The sequence below is a fragment of the Microbulbifer variabilis genome (assembly GCF_052467165.1).
The window spans coordinates 1,700,119-1,716,175 of sequence record NZ_CP174301.1 but is presented as its reverse complement, the minus strand read 5'-3'; the positions used below and the strand labels follow the sequence as shown (position 1 = coordinate 1,716,175).

The following is a 16,057-nucleotide window of genomic DNA, read 5'->3' as shown; positions in this document are numbered from 1 at the left end:
ATGCCACCTTAATCTGGCTATACTTCCAGCGCTCTCGGACGCCGAAGAAGATTAATATACCTAAGGTAACAAGCATCATTGGCTCGTAGAAATACCTAATCGGAGCGTTGAATGGATAAAGAAATAACCCATAGATTAACCGACCCAGGCCTGGCGGAAATATTGCTACTAAACTTAGCAGCATACAAAGCATGTGCTTTTTTGGGGATTTTCGATACACAAAGCCGGAAACCAAGAAAAATACGAATAGAGGTATTAGGAATAGATCAACCCAATACACATATTGAAAAATAATCCCTTTCTGAACAGCTAATTCTATAGTACTTAAATATAGCCTTGACGAAGTGATAATAAAAATGACTGCTACACCAAGGGAGGACCAACCCAAATACTTGTGAATCAGGGAACTTCCTCTATTTATCAAATATGACTGAATACATAGCAGTGAAATCCAAAGAAATGCAACCAGTCCATGAATATGGTGCAAAGACGATAACGTCTCGTAAGCCATAAAATAACTTGGAGCAAACCCAAGAACAATTACAGTAGATAGGCTACAAACCCAAGCAAAGAGAACTTTAGAATTCAAGTATTTGCCCTCATGATACTTATCGCACAAAGCAAGCGCGCATTTATACATCGCTTTGCCTTTGCTTGCTATGTGAGCTTTTTGAGAGGAAACTAAATATTAATACTGAACCCATATAATTGATTATGCTAGCCCATATGATACCAATTTCACCATCCACTTTATCAGAACAATTCTCGAAGCAGCCATCATATGAAAATGAGAACAATGCAGAACAGGCAGCAACTGTGATACCCAAATAAATACCGACGAAGAAGCGCGCCAGTTTAGATACTGCTGATAGCCCCTCCAATCTAATAGGAGCTAGAAATGCGGATAACAGCAGCGCTACCAAAGAAGGGTAATATAGATACGAAATTAAACTGTCTAGAAATTCCATGCTCATTTGGCCCTCACTCTCATATAACGCCTCAATAATGGGCCGGAGCACGCAGTGCGGAGATCCAGCCCCAACGGGGTGACATTGATTGATTTGTTAGGGTCTTTCTGGGAGTAGGTACATTTCACGAACAAGGACCTCCGTTGCTTGAGCTGTTGTATACGGCGAACTCTCGCACCTTACTACGCCCTCAATTCTTGGGGCACCAGCCATTGTTACAAATGGCAGAAAGAATGTTTCCGCATCCGTGACCATGTAATGATGCTCGCCATCCTGATAAATCATTTTCTCAAACTTGCCGCCACAGAGCCCCGCTGCTTTGGACTCCCAGTCTAGCTTTACCTTTTTAGAGTTTTCAAAGACTCTGCCAGCTGCGACTTCCCTAACATAGAACAACCCATCATCGATTCTGATGTGATGATTATTGTGGCCATCAAACTCATTTGTGCTCGCACACCCTGAAAGCAGAAGAATTATGACGATAGTACTTGCTCGAATCATTGTGAACCTTAACGCCGCCGGCAGGGGCAGCTTACCTTGTGCACGTGTTGCACGAAAATGGGAGCATAGCGACCCGCGCACCACGTGCACAAGGTAAGCTGCCCCGCGGAGGGCCGAAGGCCCGAAGCATCTTGCCCGGCATTGTTATACGTTGGGCCTGATACTCAGACTAAAAATCGTATCAACCTCTTCTCTAAACTCCGGAATTCCAAAGTAGACAACTACGACTATTAGGGATACCGAAATGAACGCGCCAAGCAAAGAAAACCAATAGTAGCGAAGGAATGGTTTTCCTTTCTCTGTTAAAAAATTACCTGAAAATAGAAACAATCCAGCTGCTCGGATGAACCAACTATTACTACATTCTTCATTCAGTAAACGAAACAAAATCACAAAGTTGGAGATGAGATACACCAGAAATGCGCTGCTTAAAATTGTCAATAGTACGTTTGTAATCATACTCTACGTATAACGCTCGCATTTGTGGCTGGTTTGGAGCGCAGCGGAAAACCAGTCCGACAACATGTACTTGTTAGGTGGTTCACTCAAGTGTAAGGTCATTTGATTTACCGAAAGCACCACATAGACAACATCCTTCCGGATACCAAAATACTTGCAAGAATGGAATATGCCCTTCAATCTTTTTTAGCTCGAAAGTAGAAACATACTCAGTACCTTTTTCTTTTAAATGAACTCTTTTTGAATATTCACCGAATCTGTGCTCAGAATTAGCCGGATAGTACTCTACAGTTGCTTCAGCTCCGTAATTTAAACCCTCAGCACTCATAGAAATAGTCGTCTGAAACGTATTCGATGCAACTTTTTCTACCTTGATGAGCTTATCAAACTCAGGCCCCATTTTAGGGGCAGTACAGGCGAACGCCAAACTAGAAGCAAATAGAAATACAAGACTGATAAGAACTTGATTCATAGTTATTCACCTAACGCACAAAGTAGGACGTCCCGCGGAGGCCCGAAGGGCCGTAGCAAACTACCTGTGATTGTTATGCAGTGGCAGCACTGAGCAGGAGATAGAACAGGGTATCTACCGCTACTACTACAAGCAAAACCAGTAAGCCATAAAGTGCCGACTGCTTCCATGAAAGCTCGAACTGAAGCCGCAACATGAGTGTTGGCACGATAAAGTACAGCGCTACCAGGGCGACCAGAAATTGCTGATTAATTCCAGCTATGCCCGTACCAATTGTTGCCAGAAAAATCAGCAATTCAGGAACAAGAACAAAGGCAATAGAGGTAAACCCATCTAAGCCACGATCTTTACCCCGCTCAAATAACTTCAATAGGCCGAAAACAATACCGCTGGCCAATAATGCTTGAATCATTTTTTTCCTCGATTACTGATTTTACTGCATAACAGTTAATTCAAAAGAAGCTTCTTTATATCACCCTGCTATATAATTCTTGGCCCCACCTTCCTGAAAAACGAAATAAAGCCTATTAAATCAATAGGTTAGCTTAAATTGGCACAAGTTTACAAAAATAGATATAAAGCAGCGTCTTTATATCTCTGTATTTTCGCTGCTTTATATCACTTTGGGAACCCTATATATTTCAATTAGTTACCCATTTTCACCCAGAAATAGAAGAAGCTGCTGCTGATCTTTGTCACCAAATGCACAAGTGTGTATTTTTCAACCGTCCATCTGCACCCTCCGCACGATGCCATCATCTTCCAGCAGCTACGCACCTTGTGTTCCACACTGTTAAAGCTGATTAAGGCATCCGGGCTGTGAGACCCAACCTCACTAATCAGCAGGCTGAACTCATCACGCGGCGTTCGCACCCGATCATCAGCAAAGTCATCAATACTCTTATCGGGTATCACGCGGCACTCTATAGGCTCAGCGCCGCTACCATCGTCATAGGTAGCGGGCTTACCCCATTTACGAAACGCCCGCTCTGCGGCTCTTTGGTCCAGGTCCATAAATCACCTAGGCCTTCACTGTGCCAGGTGCTTCGGTGAACTTCACCGCTAAGCTAGTAGTTCCATTTCTGGCTGGCTCTGCGACAGGGGGTAATTGAGTAGAGTTCACCGTAAATAGAATTTGTCGCACTTATCAAGCTCCTCCTCAAGATTCAGAAGCTGATATAGAAATGAGAAAGAATATGAAGAGTACCCGCATTTTAAATATCCTTGATGCCTAACACCGTGAAATACGGCGGACTAAGCGTGGCGTGCGCCGTCCGGTAGCGCGCTGTAGAGATGGAACGAGCATCATCAACTTGTTAATTTTTGTGCAGAGACAAAAATTGTTTCAGAATCATACCTACCAATTCTGGTGACTCCTGATGAGAAGCGTGCTCCGTAAATGGAATATTGGCAAAACTGGCATCAGGTATTTTTGCCTTCAGCGCAACAGCCTCATCTAATGAGAAAAGGAAATCATTGTCACCTCGAATAATTAAGGTCGGACACTTTATTCTTTCGACCAGGCCCCATGGATAACCGGCCCCTGTAGTATCAAGCCACACTTTTTTTACTGATTCTACAAGGCTCTTGAAATCCGGGTTGGGATTGGAGGCATTATAGGACTCCACATCTACAGGAAAGCTTTCACTCCAAAACTCAGCAGTCAGGCCACCCAGGGCCTCGATAGATGGGTCATTAGCCTCCAATCGCCATTGCGAACCAAGTGTGACTAAGCAAACAACATTTTTTGATTGTTGCGCCGCCAACCGGTAGCCCACAATTCCGCCATCACTAAAACCAAATATTGAATACCGTTTAACGCCTAAATGAGAAAGCACTTCTTGGATATCTCTTTCATATTGAGCATAACTCAACGAGGGCCCTGCTAATGGTGACCTTCCATGACCACGAAGATCGATACTAATCAAATGAAAGTCCGGAGCAATATATTCATGCAAAGGAGCTAGGTCTTTCCCCGAACCTAAGCCTCCATGCAACATTAGTAGCGGCTCACCATTTGGATTACCAGATAGTTCGTAAAAAATTGGTGATCCACAGATTTCTATGTAACCACTTTTTTCAATCATCAAAACTCTCCAACTATATATCAATCTTTGACCTGCTAAGCCCTCTTAGCAACTAATGGCCGATGAAATGCAAAATACTTTTGCCTGCCTCTCGACCGATTATTAAATAGAACTTCCTCCATAATCTGGGAGGCTTCAATTTCTCTTTCAATTATTTCACCAATACACTCCTCTCTTCATTCTTGGGTTTATAACATTCCCACACGAACATAAAATCAAATCTGTCACCGTACCTAAGCAATCTTGCAGGAATTCCTTTAAGGTGCCTATGAATTTCTACTGCTACCGTTTTGGCCCATTCTTGTTCTTTCACTTTCTCTCCTGTGACTTAACAGTGAGTTCAAGAGAAATTTCTTTATATCACCCTGTTTTATATCAGCTTGGGGCCCTATAAATATCAATAGATCACTGATTTTCACCGATAAGAAGAAGCGCCTTTTGATCTTTGTTATTAAAAGCACGACTGTATATTTTTTACTCCACGCCAGTCTCCCTTAATATCCCCAAAACCAAAGATCTCTGGGTTTCAACTATCCACCTGTACCCGCCATATAACTCCATCATCCGGCAACCGCTTGCGCACTGTATAATCCACACCACCAAGGGTAATTAGAGTTGTAGCCACCACTTCATTTACCAGTAGACCCAACTCGATGCGCTGCAAACAAGAGATTTTCCGCCGCCTCCATCACTACTGGAAGTTGACCTCCTCCATCAATGGTTGCAAAACCTACTTATTATTACCCTGGGTATTCATTATTGCTTCAAACAGCTTTACTCTTCTTTGCCACTGAAGACTATTCACACCAAGACTCTTAGCATACATATCTTTTGCCTTTAGATGGAACCCCATCGCTTCATCCATTTTGTTTTTGCGTGCAAGCATACGAGCAATTCCTGCTAAGTCAGCAGCTATAAACGAAAGTCGCGCATCTTCAATTTTTAATTTTCTCTCTAAGGAACTCCTATACAACAATTCCGAACACTCATAATTCTCCAACAATTCCTCAGTTCTTGCCAGGTTACTTTCTATTAAAACTATATCACCATCATCCGATTGCTCTTTCGTACTCAAAATTTCGTAGGCTTGAGTTAATAAAACTCTGGCTTCATCAGACTTATTATTTAGATTCTTTGCGGACGCCAAATTATCCATCTGTATAGCAAGCCAATCAGGACTAACTGACGAGCCCTCCCTCATTTCATTTAATACTTTTTGATGGTAGTTTTCAGCCAGCACGAATTCCCCATAATTTTGGTGCTTTGCAGCAACTTTAATTGTATTTAGATATGCTCTTTGGGAAGGAACCTGGGAACAACCAACCATTAATACTGATACAACCAGGAAAACCTGAAAAATTTCATGAGGAGCACCTAAATTTTATATTGATTTGTATTTCTAGATTTTCTCCTGAATTAATCAGAATAAAAAAGCTTTATTATTTGACCCATTAAGTTAAATAAAAAAATTGGTTGATGAGCAGTTTAAATTCTTTCCTTTATACACTTTATGTGACTATGTCGATTTATACAATTATTTAACCTACCACCTGCACCCGCCTCACAATCCCATCATCCTCCAATAAAGTACTCACCTGGTACTCTTTACCAGCGTGGTAAATCAGATCCCCCACGCTATGGGTCCCAACCTCACCGACCAGTAACGGGGTATCCGCACACGTCCCTCATCCTCGAACTCGTCAATCTCCTGCTCAAAAATCACCTTGCAATCAATAGGTTCAGCACCGCTACCGTCTGTATAGGTAGCGGGCTTACCCCATTTACGAAATGCGCGCTCTGTGGCTCTTTGGTCCAGGTCCATAAATCACCTAGACCTTCACGGTGCCCGGCACCCCGGTAAACTTGACTGCTAGGCTGGTAACGCCATCACCGGCAGCCTCTGCGGCAAAGGCGGTGGGGCCGGTGATATCGCCGGTTGCGGCTGTTGCGGCGCTGTTATTAAAGGCTGCTACGGATACATCCCAGGTGAGGGTTTCCCCCTGCCTGATCTCTGCGGCGGATACCTTGGGCACTATAAAAACGCCTTCAATAGCGATCACACCAGATGCGCCCACGGCGATATCATCCATCGCACACCCAGTACTGCGCCTACTGCTAGCACCTGGCCAGAGGTAATTACCGCGCTAGTGCTATTGGTGTAATCCAGCATGCGCCCGTCTTGTACAAAATTAGTAGCCATTCTCTTTCTCTCAATTGAGTAAATTACTGAAAGCAAAAAGGCCGCTATGTGCAGCCCTTTTCGGATTTTTTAAGGTTTGGTTCGGTTTGAGCTGGGTATTAGGTCTTGGGCGTTTTCACCATGCCTTTTGCGTCCCAAGCTTTGGCTGCGGCATCGAGGCGTACTTTGAACTCCACCCCGTCGGTACTCCAGTCGTTTTGCTGTTCCAGTACTGGCGCTTGCTGGCCGTCCAGGTAAAGCACTTCGATAGTGTCGTGCGCTACCGGGTCGGCATTGAGGTACCAGCCATTGTGCCCACTGAGGCGACCATCGGAGATCACGCTGGCAATATTGCGCACGCTATTGGGTACAGTGTTGGATTTCTCAGAAGCACCTACTTCAAATTCAGATTCCAGGGCAACCTTTGCAGCACCCTCATCGGCGATATCACACAACAGGAATTTGGGGCGAATATTCAGGAAGGCGGTGCCATCCTTTTGCTTGCCCATCAATACCCGTGCGGCATCGATGCTGGCGGTGTTGATACCAGACTTAGTGGCGAGGTTGCCATGGTCGGCATGGAACAGGGCTTTGCCATCGGCCATTTGTGGGTTGTTGAGCAGGATACTAAACACCAGGTCTCCAACGGTACGGACCGCAGCAAGGCCCATCTTTTGTGGGATACGGGTGAAGGCCCCCAGGTCGTCATTGATAATCGCTTGACGGTTAATGGAGAACATTTCCCCGTAGGTGGCCAGTGCGGCGGTTTCGGCGCGCTCGCCAATACTGACATATTTAAATTCTGCACCCGGTGCCACTTGGCGCAGTGAGGGGAAGGTGCCGAGGTCGGTGCGGGTATCGATCTTGAAGTCACTAAGGTTGCCGGTGGCGGTAAACTGCGGAAATACTTCTGCTGCTTCCGAATAACCTTTCAGCATGGATTTATTCGCAATATTGCCGAGGACCGTGGCGAAGTCCCCGGAGCTGTGGGTAAAGGCGGCGGCGACGATACCCATCTTATCCAAGCCCGCCAAATTCTGGCCGTGGGCCTGCATCAGAATGCGGGCAATCTCCATCATGGTGTAGCCGGTAAGCTCGTTGCCTTCGGTGCGCTTTTCACCGAGGGCGCGCATGGCAATGGCATTCTCGGCATCAGCCTTCATGCGCTTGATGCCTTCGCCTTCCTGCACCACCAGGCTGTAGCTTTGCACGGGGGTTGGGGTTTGACTGCCGAGCGCGGTGAGCAGCTGGTCTTTGGCTTTCTCAGCGTTGCAGTCCATATCATCCAGACAGATTTGCATCACTGTGCTATGAGCGTCGAAGCCTTTGAATACGGCTTTGATATCGTCTTTGCGTTGCTTTTCATCGGCTGCAAATTGCGCTCTGGCATCGGCGGCAATCTGGGCTTTCATTTCCGGGGTGACCTCGGTCGCAGCGGTTGCAGCTGGCTTTGTAGAGGTGGATATGGTCATGGCTTGCTCTTCCTGGGTTTGGATTTGAGTTTGGGTTTGAGTGCCTGCAACCGCAGACGGGAATCTAAATTCAGTGGACCCCTGCATAACCAATGTACTAATGGCTTGAGGGGTATTTTTGAATTGGTGTAAGTGGTCGCCGTTAAAGCTGGCAGCCATCTCGATCTCGGCGGTGGTATCGGTGGCGAAGCCTGCCTCTACTGCCTCTGCGCCGGTATACCAGGTCTCGTCATCCATCACTTGGCTGATTTCCTCATCGGACATGCCGGTGCGCGAGGAGTACAGACTTTTCATGGTGGTTTTGACTTTGGCCAACAGGCTCTTGGTTTTTTCCAGGGCACGCTCGCCACCACGAACACCCGCACTGGGGTTATGCACCATGTAATAGGCGTTCTCGGCAATATGGACGGTATCCCCGGCCAGAGCGATCACACTGCCCATACTGCTGCAATGCCTTCAATCCAGGTTTCCACCTCGGCTTTGTGATCTTTCAGCAGGTTGTATATGGCGGTACCGTCGAACACATCCCCACCGGGGCAGTTAATGTGCAGATTGATCTTGCTGACATCCCCGAGTGCTTTGAGATCTCGGGCAAAATCTTTTGTGGTCAACTCCCAGTAGCCGATGGAGTCGTACAGATAGATATCGGCTTCCGTGTTATTTGCGGCAGCGGTAATGCTGTACCAAGATTTTTTGGGCATCGCTGCCTCCTATTCAGGTTCAGATTGAGATTCAGGCTCAGGCTCAGCTTGTTGTGGGGGAACAGCGGTGCGTTTGGTTGGGGTGGTGATCTTGTTTTCTCGCAGCTTTCTTTGCCAGGCAGCGGTCTGCTTAATCACATCGTCAGGCTTCTTGCCGCGCCGACGAGTGGTCTGCTGTGGGCTGGCCAGAACATTTTCCAGTAGGGTTTCATCGGCGCTGGCTTCATGGGCTGGATTAATCCAGGGCATGACCGGGGTAATAAAATCGACGTGCATCAGGGTTGCGGGGTCCACATCAGCGGACACTTGAAAGGCGTCTGCTAAGATCCATTTGCACCCAGCGCCTGGTGACCGGCTCTACAATCTCCTCACAGAATTCCAGGCTGAGGGTTTCGTAGTTTGTCCATTGCCCTACCAATTCCTGGCGCTGAGAACTGTAGGTGCCGTTGTAGTTTTTGCTAATGCTGCTAAAGCTGGCCATGGTGCCGGCAGCAGTCATACGGTGCATGGTTTCTAAAATACACAGCATATGAATACAAGAACTCCTCAATCAAGCAAAACTCCTGACCAAACAGCTTTCATTACTCATGCAATCATGTAGTGACTGTAGGTTACCGGCTCTCGGTGGCCCTTTAAGAACTCCTGCCAGTCATCAGCTGACTGAGACTCTGCATCTAACCAGGTCAATATATGGTCTGTCCCTAAAAAGATTGGGCTTCGATCATGCCCGACAGCCTTAACTTCAGGTGCTGGGTCATCAGTAATCAAGGTACATGAAAAGTAACCAACCTCACTTCCCAAAGATTCCCAGTAGTCCCAAAGGATAGGTGCCCACATCAAGTCTTTCCCCTTTGGCGTAAACTGGACTTGAGCCTTACTACCCTTGTGTTCGACCCACTCAAAGAAGCTAGTGAACGGCAATATTCCATGTTGGTGACCTATCAGAGGCCGCCAAGTTTTTGCTTCAAGCAATTTATCTAGTCGAGCATTATAAAGGCTGTATTTTGTTGCCAGATCCCAAACTGAGTTAGACGGGCGTATCGAGTAACGTAGCGGACGCAACCAATTCTTACCCCCATCGCTCACAATGCCTGGAGCAAAGTACCGCGGGTATACACGCTGACCAGGCCCTGCTAGCCGGAATTGACTCACCCGGGGTTGCCCCTTTAGTCCCAGCACATGTTTAACTTCATCCTTACTGGAGGACTTTTCCCACTCTTGATCTAAACGCAGCTGCTCCCACGACAATCCATCATTCTGGAAATTAATTGGTAATTCCGAAAGCAATCTATTGCTGGGCACAGCAAAGGAGTAACACATGAGAGCCCTCTACGCTGCAAGATTAAAGCTGGGTTTGAAAATCTAGCAATAATGATAGCAGGCGTTTAAATCAGTTATTCTTCCAGGAGTGCCATAGTCTTGGCTGATTCTTCCTGTGAGAACTTCAGCCCATACTTCTCCACTATTGCCACTCCCCCCTCGCTACTAACAGCTTCAACATAAGAGCCGTCTATTTTTTGCTCCTACATCCTATCTATTGATCTCTCAATACTGCATTTCGAGCTTTTAAAGTATTGTTTTGCGCGCCAATAGATATGAAGGCACTCTAATACATCAACACCCAAATAGGCATTTAGACTTAAAAATTTGTCGTCTATAAAATCTACCAAGGAGTACGTAATGGAAAACAAAACTGATAACAGGCGCCGATTCATCAAGAGAGCTCTTGGGGCTGGGGCTGCAAGTGCATTAGCAACAACTGCCGTACATGCCGGGACAACCTCTACTCCAAATTCCTATCTCTCGGATGGAAGTGGTGCATCCTCAAGAGATCTTGGTGGAAAACTCAACGACTTTGTTTCAGTCAAGGATTTTGGTGCCAAGGGAGATCACTACACAGACGATACAGCTAGCATCGAAAATGCCTTAAATTACATTAGCAGTGTTGTTAATGCCTCCGAAGGTGGAACTCTATATTTCCCAAAGGGCGTATATACAATTAGCCGACCACTCGTGATTCCTAATAAGACTCATATCGTCGGGGAAGGCATATCTTCAGTTATTCGTGCACATGAGCAAAATTTTAGTGGGGACTGCATACTTAGATTAGGTTCGGTAAATGGAAATGCATTTGACACACAAATAAGTAACCTGCGCATTCATCAAAACAAGGCTTCTGTTGGAAAGTCTATCGTCTATTCAAATGCTATGAATCAGCAGTGCGGTTTATTTAATGTACTACTGGATGGTTTAGAGAATGTGGACGGTATAGTTTTTGATGGGGAAAATAGTGGGAGTGGAGGTCCGTCAATAGTAGAAGTACGCTCTGTAAACATACAAGCTATAAGTAATATAACCAATGGAATTCATTCTGCAGTAGGTGGAATGATATTAAAAGTGTCACATGTCACCATTGAAGCAGCTAATGAAAATTCTATTACTCGAGGAATATATATGGAGCGTGATATCTTATCTGGTGACACACTACATTTCGAAGGGTGTAGCAATGGAATAGTTATCGGGACTAAATCTTTAGGAGGAAAAGGCAGTGTCATAACTGGCAGCCGAACAACAGGTACTCTAGTAGCTATTACATCAACGTTTGAACGCGGCGGGATTGTTTTGGAGTGTTTAGAGCATTCAAGTTTAGTAGCAAATGGCCTCATAGCTTTACAAAATAATCAAAATGGAGATCAAATTGTTGATCAATTTGTAACCTCTTACACATACACGGCAACTTAGCCTAACTACAGGAAATTATCTTGGGCGCTCAGCGAACAAGAGTAATGAGTGACTGAAGGCCCCTCCCCTTCGGCAAAGCTATAGAGGGGCCAAAAAGGGTTAATCATTGATAAATACTTAATGGTATCCTTGATGTGCTTAGGGGGTCAGGATATACAGGAAACGGCGGGCGCCAGGGTGGCACCCTAAAGGATTGGTAGAAGCTGGGGGTACGGCTTATTCGTTCAAGAGTGCCAGAATCCGGGCTAATTCCTGCTCTGAGAACTTCAGCCCATACTTCTCAACTATCGCCGTGAAGCGCTGCACATAGATAGCCTGGACGGGCTCATAGGGTGGCAGCCACTCATCCTGGCCTTTGTCTCCCTTGCTTTGGTTTCGGCCATCATCGACCAACCATAGATTCTCAGGGTCTTCTGCAAATTGACGCTTCAGCTTAACGGTCCAACTGGCACCACCGTGCTCATGCGCCCAAGACAACGACACGATGTGCTCAACATCAAGGTCAGGAGCCATGCTGAAGAACTGAGCGGTGTAAGGATCCAGCCATAGGCCAGTATCGACCGTACAGCGCTTGTCATTGGTAAAAGTAACCGGAGCTAGAGAGAACTGAACTAGCAGCTCATGACGGGTGCTCTGGCAGTCGCCGTCAGAGTCAGACCAGCCTGGTAGTCACTCATGGTGGTCGTAGTCGCTACTACTGTTAGCCTCAACCTCGAGGCAGCCAGATAAAACGGCAGAAAAGACGATCGGTAGAATCAGGCGCATGACACCCCCTCTCTATTATTTTGAAGGATCGTACAAAAAGCCAACTATTGGGACAAATACAACCTGTCACAGCAATAACGCCTTACTCAGCCGCCACCGGAATGGAGCCGCTTTGTGCTAGCGTAGCGTACAGTACAAAGCGAGCGGAGTGTAGGTTGTCGGATGCAGTAACTTGTTAATCGTGTTGCTTGATAATGGCTATACAAGCCTCAAGTATACGCGGACGAAATTTAAATTCTATTTCGGCTAAAACTGGGTCTAGCTCAAGAAGAAGGTCCGGGTTCCACTCAAGACGCTCTACACCCACTGGAATATCTAGTGGCAAAGCTGAATGAAACTCCTTAAATATTGGATATCTTTCTTCCCATTCCGGCCCTAGCCAGTAAAGTTTGTTCGACACTGATTTAGAACCGATAGTAATTCCTACCTGCCCAGACACTACTGACTTCGCGGCAGATACCAACTTTTTCGTTCGTGCTATTTCTTGCTCAATGGTAATGCTCATATACGGTTAACGTCTTGCTCTACGGCTGGCGGCGCGAAGCGACGACAGTCCGGTGGAGGCCCGAAGGGCCGGAACGTACAGCAGCAACTTGTTAGGCTTTTTGATCATGCTCATATAGAAATTCATACTTCAGTTTCGAGACAAAAGAGAAGCCAGAAGATACTCTATACAAGCTTGTCATAATCAATTCTGCTTCTTCTATCGGAAGTTTCTCGTGATGTCGAGCTAGTGCTTCTTCAATCGATTTTAACGTCGAAAGTTGACACACTGCATCACGAAATATTACTTCATCTTCACCAAGTTGATTATGGTACTTTTCATGAAAAGTCCGTATTTCATAGGCTTGGTATCGACACTGGTTCAATATACAAAGTAGATTTAGCTCCACTAATTTTTCTACATACATACTTTTATACCTAATGCCGCCATAAACGGATGCCGAAGCAACGCGTAGGTAGTCCGGTGGAGGCCGTTTTTTGGCCGGAACGTATTTAATGGCTTTGTTATATGTTTTCAGTAAAAGTTTTCTACTCTTCAAGACAGTCATTGATATATTCTTCAATGTTTGAAGCTAGTTCCATATTTGAAATTTCTTTGTGATTAAAATCTTCTTCATGGTCTGTGATATATATAGAAGTATCTTGTTGGAGTAAATTGATAAAATAATAATTTCCGAAGCCGTCAAAGCCTATTGCAAAAAAATGATTTGGCCAATAATCTTGATAACAGAAACCATCTTCACGAAGCTTCCGATTAGTTTTTATAAGCCAGTCTAGGTCTTTTACAAGTTGTCCCTCAATACAGTCTGGATCATCAGATGATGGAAATGGATAATTTATAAGAGCATCGGTATAGAAAGATGGTAACTCAATGTCAAAGGCATTATTAATTGTATTAATTATATTTTTCATATGTTTGTGTATTACTCACGTTGGTCTTGCCCACAAAAAGTAGACACTCTAACTATGCGTAGTTTCGCTCATACTCTGCTGGACTTACATAGCCTAATGCAGAGTGCCTACGAACCCTATTGTAGAAAATCTCAATGTATTCAAACACCTCAGATTTTGCTTGCTCTTCGCTTTCGAATGTTCCGGCATAGACCAGCTCGACTTTTAACCTGCTAAAGAATGATTCCATTGCCGCATTATCCCAACAGTTAGCCTGGCGACTCATACTCGGCTTGCACTTGCTTTCGGACAAGAGATCCTGGTATTTCTGCGATCGATATTGCACACCCCTGTCAGAGTGAACTATTAGTCCAGGCTTTATTTGTCGTCGCTCTAGAGCCATTTTCAATGCTCGACGTGTCAATTCATCGGTCATCTGGGAGTCGAATGCCCAACCTACAATACGTCGAGAGTACAGATCCATAACTACCGCGAGGTACAACCACCGCTCCAGAACCCAGATATACGTAATGTCACTTGTCCAGCGGCAATTTGGTCGATCCACATCAAAGCAACGCTTAAGTAAGTTGGCGGAGACATTAATGCTCCCCTCTACGGGCTGACTATATCGAAAGCCTTTGCCGTTTCTCGCTTTAATATGCTCCTGATGCATAAGCTTAGCGACGTAGTTCCGTGAACATGGCTCACCTAACTCTCGAAGCTCGCAAGCGATTCTAGGCGCTCCATAACGACCTTTAAACGCAGTAAACGTCTCTCGGATTTTATCGATTGTTCGTATCTTTCCAATCGTGCGAGAAGGTGGCAACCGCCCTCGCCATCGATAATAACCCTATCTTGAGACTTCTAAACACCGACACATCAAGCTAACCGGGAATGACCCCACATGCTCTTGTATCAGTGCGTACTTTACTCTTGGTGGTTCGCAAAGTACGCAGCTGCCTTTTTTAGAAATTCAACCTCCTGACGTGCTTCATGCAGTTCCTTCTTGAGCTTGCGAACTTCAGTGCTTTCCTGCTTGGAATAGTTGACGCCGTCTAAACTATTGAACTGCTTATCAGACAGTCGATTAAATTGACGACGCCAGTTGTAGATCTGCTGTGCGCTGACGCCTAGCTCTCGAGCCACAGAAGCCGTTGTTGCTCCAGGCTTTTCTGCTCTCTTAACTGCTTCTCTACGGAACTCCTCCGTATACGCCTGAGTTCTTTTCTTACCCATGATACACCTCCGTGTTAGGCCTAAACCTAACTATACAGGGTGTCTACCAAACGTGGGCAAGTCTTGAATATAACGCCCGGCTTTGGGGCTGACCTGGAGCTGCAAAGCAGCGGAAAGGCAGTCCAAGCCCCGCAGGGGCGACAACAGCCGCTTGTTATGTGATGGCATCTACTCCACTCTTTTCTTTCGCTCACCAAAAGAGGTTGCACCATATATAACGCAGAAGAATACCGATGCAAGAGCATAGTACCTGGCAGACCCATTCCATAGGCTTCGATACAGCTCGACCTCATTTACTTTCTCACAAAGTTCGAGCGATTCAATTATGCAACTCTCTAGTACTGACATAACCCGTTCTGCATAACTTATTTGATAGCCAAGCATAGAAATACACCACACGGCTACTCCGATGCTAAATACGGAAAGTACCTTTCTGTTACGGCTTAGTTGCCTGAACATTTTGAGCTTACTCTTTTAGTCACATAACGCCCGCAACAGGGGCGACCAATGCTGTGCACATTTTGTGTGAAACTGGGAGCGCAGCGACCTGCACAAAATTTGCACTGCGTTGGGCGTCCCGCGGAGGCCCCAAGGGCCGGAGCAACCTGCTTGCGCTTGTTAGTGGCAATCACTGTAAGATGTATCCGTAAATCGCTAACCCTAACACTGCGAGCACCACGACTAAAAACTTTAGCTGGCCATTGTGTACTTCTGCGTTTGTAATTGGTTGAAGCTTTACCGTAAATAGTGTGAATAGAGAAAGTATAACGCTCGCGGAAAAACAGATAAGAAGCGGTAGTACACTTACCATAAACACTGAAATAAACGCAGATAGGCCAGTTATTGCCCACAAAGCCTTTTTTGCTTTTTGCCACTGTGTTGGCTCAACGCTGTGGTAACAGCAGCTTGAACATCGTGCAGGACCAAGTGAATGCGCCCCAATCTTTGAAAAAGCATTGACTCCAAAATTTTTGCAATGTGGGCACTGAAATCTCATTCTTGCTTACCACTAACGTCTTTAGCAACGGAAAATTGCGGAGCCGAAGGCGGCGTAATTTGTCCGATTGCCTAAACTTGTTA

Annotated in this window: 20 protein-coding genes and 2 pseudogenes; 2 read left to right on the top strand and 20 right to left on the bottom strand. The window is 45.6% G+C overall.

Annotated elements, in window-relative coordinates; translation table 11 throughout:
• The first annotated feature begins 111 nt into the window (after positions 1-111).
• On the top strand, positions 112-294 hold the full coding sequence (locus ACJJIP_RS07625) for a hypothetical protein (RefSeq protein ID WP_353376477.1): 183 nt from the start codon (positions 112-114) through the stop codon (positions 292-294).
• A gap of 770 nt (positions 295-1,064) precedes the next feature.
• Here the strand turns inward: ACJJIP_RS07625 and ACJJIP_RS07620 are convergent.
• From ACJJIP_RS07620 to ACJJIP_RS07555, 14 genes and pseudogenes are all read right to left on the bottom strand, one after another.
• Complete coding sequence (locus tag ACJJIP_RS07620; RefSeq protein ID WP_020411294.1) at positions 1,065-1,469, bottom strand: hypothetical protein; 405 nt, start codon at positions 1,467-1,469, stop codon at positions 1,065-1,067.
• Between the two features lie 541 nt (positions 1,470-2,010).
• A complete protein-coding gene (locus tag ACJJIP_RS07615) occupies positions 2,011-2,400 on the bottom strand; it encodes a hypothetical protein (protein ID WP_353376478.1) in 390 nt (129 codons plus the stop codon).
• Positions 2,401-2,473: 73 nt separating this feature from the next.
• Positions 2,474-2,812 (bottom strand): hypothetical protein, encoded by a 339-nt coding sequence (locus tag ACJJIP_RS07610; protein ID WP_020411296.1) that lies wholly within the window; start codon positions 2,810-2,812, stop codon positions 2,474-2,476.
• 233 nt (positions 2,813-3,045) lie between these two features.
• Complete coding sequence (locus ACJJIP_RS07605; protein WP_444946571.1) at positions 3,046-3,414, bottom strand: hypothetical protein; 369 nt, start codon at positions 3,412-3,414, stop codon at positions 3,046-3,048.
• Positions 3,415-3,716: 302 nt separating this feature from the next.
• Positions 3,717-4,487: an alpha/beta fold hydrolase gene (locus ACJJIP_RS07600; RefSeq protein ID WP_020411299.1), complete on the bottom strand. Its 771-nt coding sequence runs from the start codon at positions 4,485-4,487 to the stop codon at positions 3,717-3,719.
• A gap of 526 nt (positions 4,488-5,013) precedes the next feature.
• On the bottom strand, positions 5,014-5,151 hold the full coding sequence (locus tag ACJJIP_RS07595; protein WP_020411301.1) for a hypothetical protein: 138 nt from the start codon (positions 5,149-5,151) through the stop codon (positions 5,014-5,016).
• A gap of 66 nt (positions 5,152-5,217) precedes the next feature.
• The gene (locus ACJJIP_RS07590; protein WP_444946570.1) at positions 5,218-5,727 is read right to left on the bottom strand and encodes a hypothetical protein; all 510 of its coding nucleotides are present in this window, start codon (positions 5,725-5,727) and stop codon (positions 5,218-5,220) included.
• A 381-nt stretch (positions 5,728-6,108) separates the two neighbouring features.
• On the bottom strand, positions 6,109-6,309 hold the full coding sequence (locus tag ACJJIP_RS07585) for a hypothetical protein (RefSeq protein WP_353376482.1): 201 nt from the start codon (positions 6,307-6,309) through the stop codon (positions 6,109-6,111).
• A 7-nt stretch (positions 6,310-6,316) separates the two neighbouring features.
• On the bottom strand, positions 6,317-6,577 hold the full coding sequence (locus tag ACJJIP_RS07580; RefSeq protein WP_444946569.1) for a capsid cement protein: 261 nt from the start codon (positions 6,575-6,577) through the stop codon (positions 6,317-6,319).
• Complete coding sequence (locus ACJJIP_RS07575; protein ID WP_444946568.1) at positions 6,544-6,687, bottom strand: DUF2190 family protein; 144 nt, start codon at positions 6,685-6,687, stop codon at positions 6,544-6,546. The genes ACJJIP_RS07580 and ACJJIP_RS07575 overlap by 34 nt, the downstream gene beginning before the upstream one ends.
• A gap of 98 nt (positions 6,688-6,785) precedes the next feature.
• Positions 6,786-8,839, bottom strand: a pseudogene (locus tag ACJJIP_RS07570) (ClpP-like prohead protease/major capsid protein fusion protein).
• 9 nt (positions 8,840-8,848) lie between these two features.
• A complete protein-coding gene (locus ACJJIP_RS07565; protein ID WP_353376486.1) occupies positions 8,849-9,145 on the bottom strand; it encodes a hypothetical protein in 297 nt (98 codons plus the stop codon).
• Positions 9,135-9,368, bottom strand: coding sequence for a hypothetical protein (locus ACJJIP_RS07560; RefSeq protein WP_444946567.1), 234 nt, complete (start codon positions 9,366-9,368; stop codon positions 9,135-9,137). The genes ACJJIP_RS07565 and ACJJIP_RS07560 overlap by 11 nt, the downstream gene beginning before the upstream one ends.
• A 56-nt stretch (positions 9,369-9,424) precedes the next feature.
• On the bottom strand, positions 9,425-10,159 hold the full coding sequence (locus tag ACJJIP_RS07555) for an SOS response-associated peptidase family protein (protein WP_444946566.1): 735 nt from the start codon (positions 10,157-10,159) through the stop codon (positions 9,425-9,427).
• Between the two features lie 360 nt (positions 10,160-10,519).
• Between ACJJIP_RS07555 and ACJJIP_RS07550 the strand changes: the two genes are divergently transcribed.
• A complete protein-coding gene (locus tag ACJJIP_RS07550; protein ID WP_444946565.1) occupies positions 10,520-11,581 on the top strand; it encodes a glycosyl hydrolase family 28-related protein in 1,062 nt (353 codons plus the stop codon).
• Positions 11,582-11,797: 216 nt separating this feature from the next.
• Here ACJJIP_RS07550 and ACJJIP_RS07545 read toward each other — a convergent pair whose 3' ends face one another.
• From ACJJIP_RS07545 to ACJJIP_RS07520, 6 genes and pseudogenes are all read right to left on the bottom strand, one after another.
• On the bottom strand, positions 11,798-12,094 hold the full coding sequence (locus ACJJIP_RS07545; RefSeq protein ID WP_444946564.1) for a GmrSD restriction endonuclease domain-containing protein: 297 nt from the start codon (positions 12,092-12,094) through the stop codon (positions 11,798-11,800).
• 427 nt (positions 12,095-12,521) lie between these two features.
• A complete protein-coding gene (locus tag ACJJIP_RS07540; RefSeq protein WP_444946563.1) occupies positions 12,522-12,851 on the bottom strand; it encodes a hypothetical protein in 330 nt (109 codons plus the stop codon).
• A 91-nt stretch (positions 12,852-12,942) separates the two neighbouring features.
• Positions 12,943-13,398 carry a hypothetical protein gene (locus ACJJIP_RS07535; protein ID WP_444946562.1) on the bottom strand — a complete coding sequence of 152 codons (456 nt, stop codon included), beginning with the start codon at positions 13,396-13,398 and terminating at the stop codon, positions 12,943-12,945.
• Entirely contained in the window at positions 13,379-13,762 is a 384-nt protein-coding gene (locus tag ACJJIP_RS07530) for an SMI1/KNR4 family protein (RefSeq protein WP_444946561.1), read from the bottom strand. Before ACJJIP_RS07530 ends, ACJJIP_RS07535 begins: the two co-directional genes overlap by 20 nt.
• A 52-nt stretch (positions 13,763-13,814) precedes the next feature.
• Positions 13,815-14,579, bottom strand: a pseudogene (locus ACJJIP_RS07525) (IS3 family transposase); the annotation flags it as partial.
• 89 nt (positions 14,580-14,668) lie between these two features.
• Positions 14,669-14,977 carry a transposase gene (locus ACJJIP_RS07520; protein WP_444946474.1) on the bottom strand — a complete coding sequence of 103 codons (309 nt, stop codon included), beginning with the start codon at positions 14,975-14,977 and terminating at the stop codon, positions 14,669-14,671.
• Between the last annotated feature and the right edge of the window lie 1,080 nt (positions 14,978-16,057).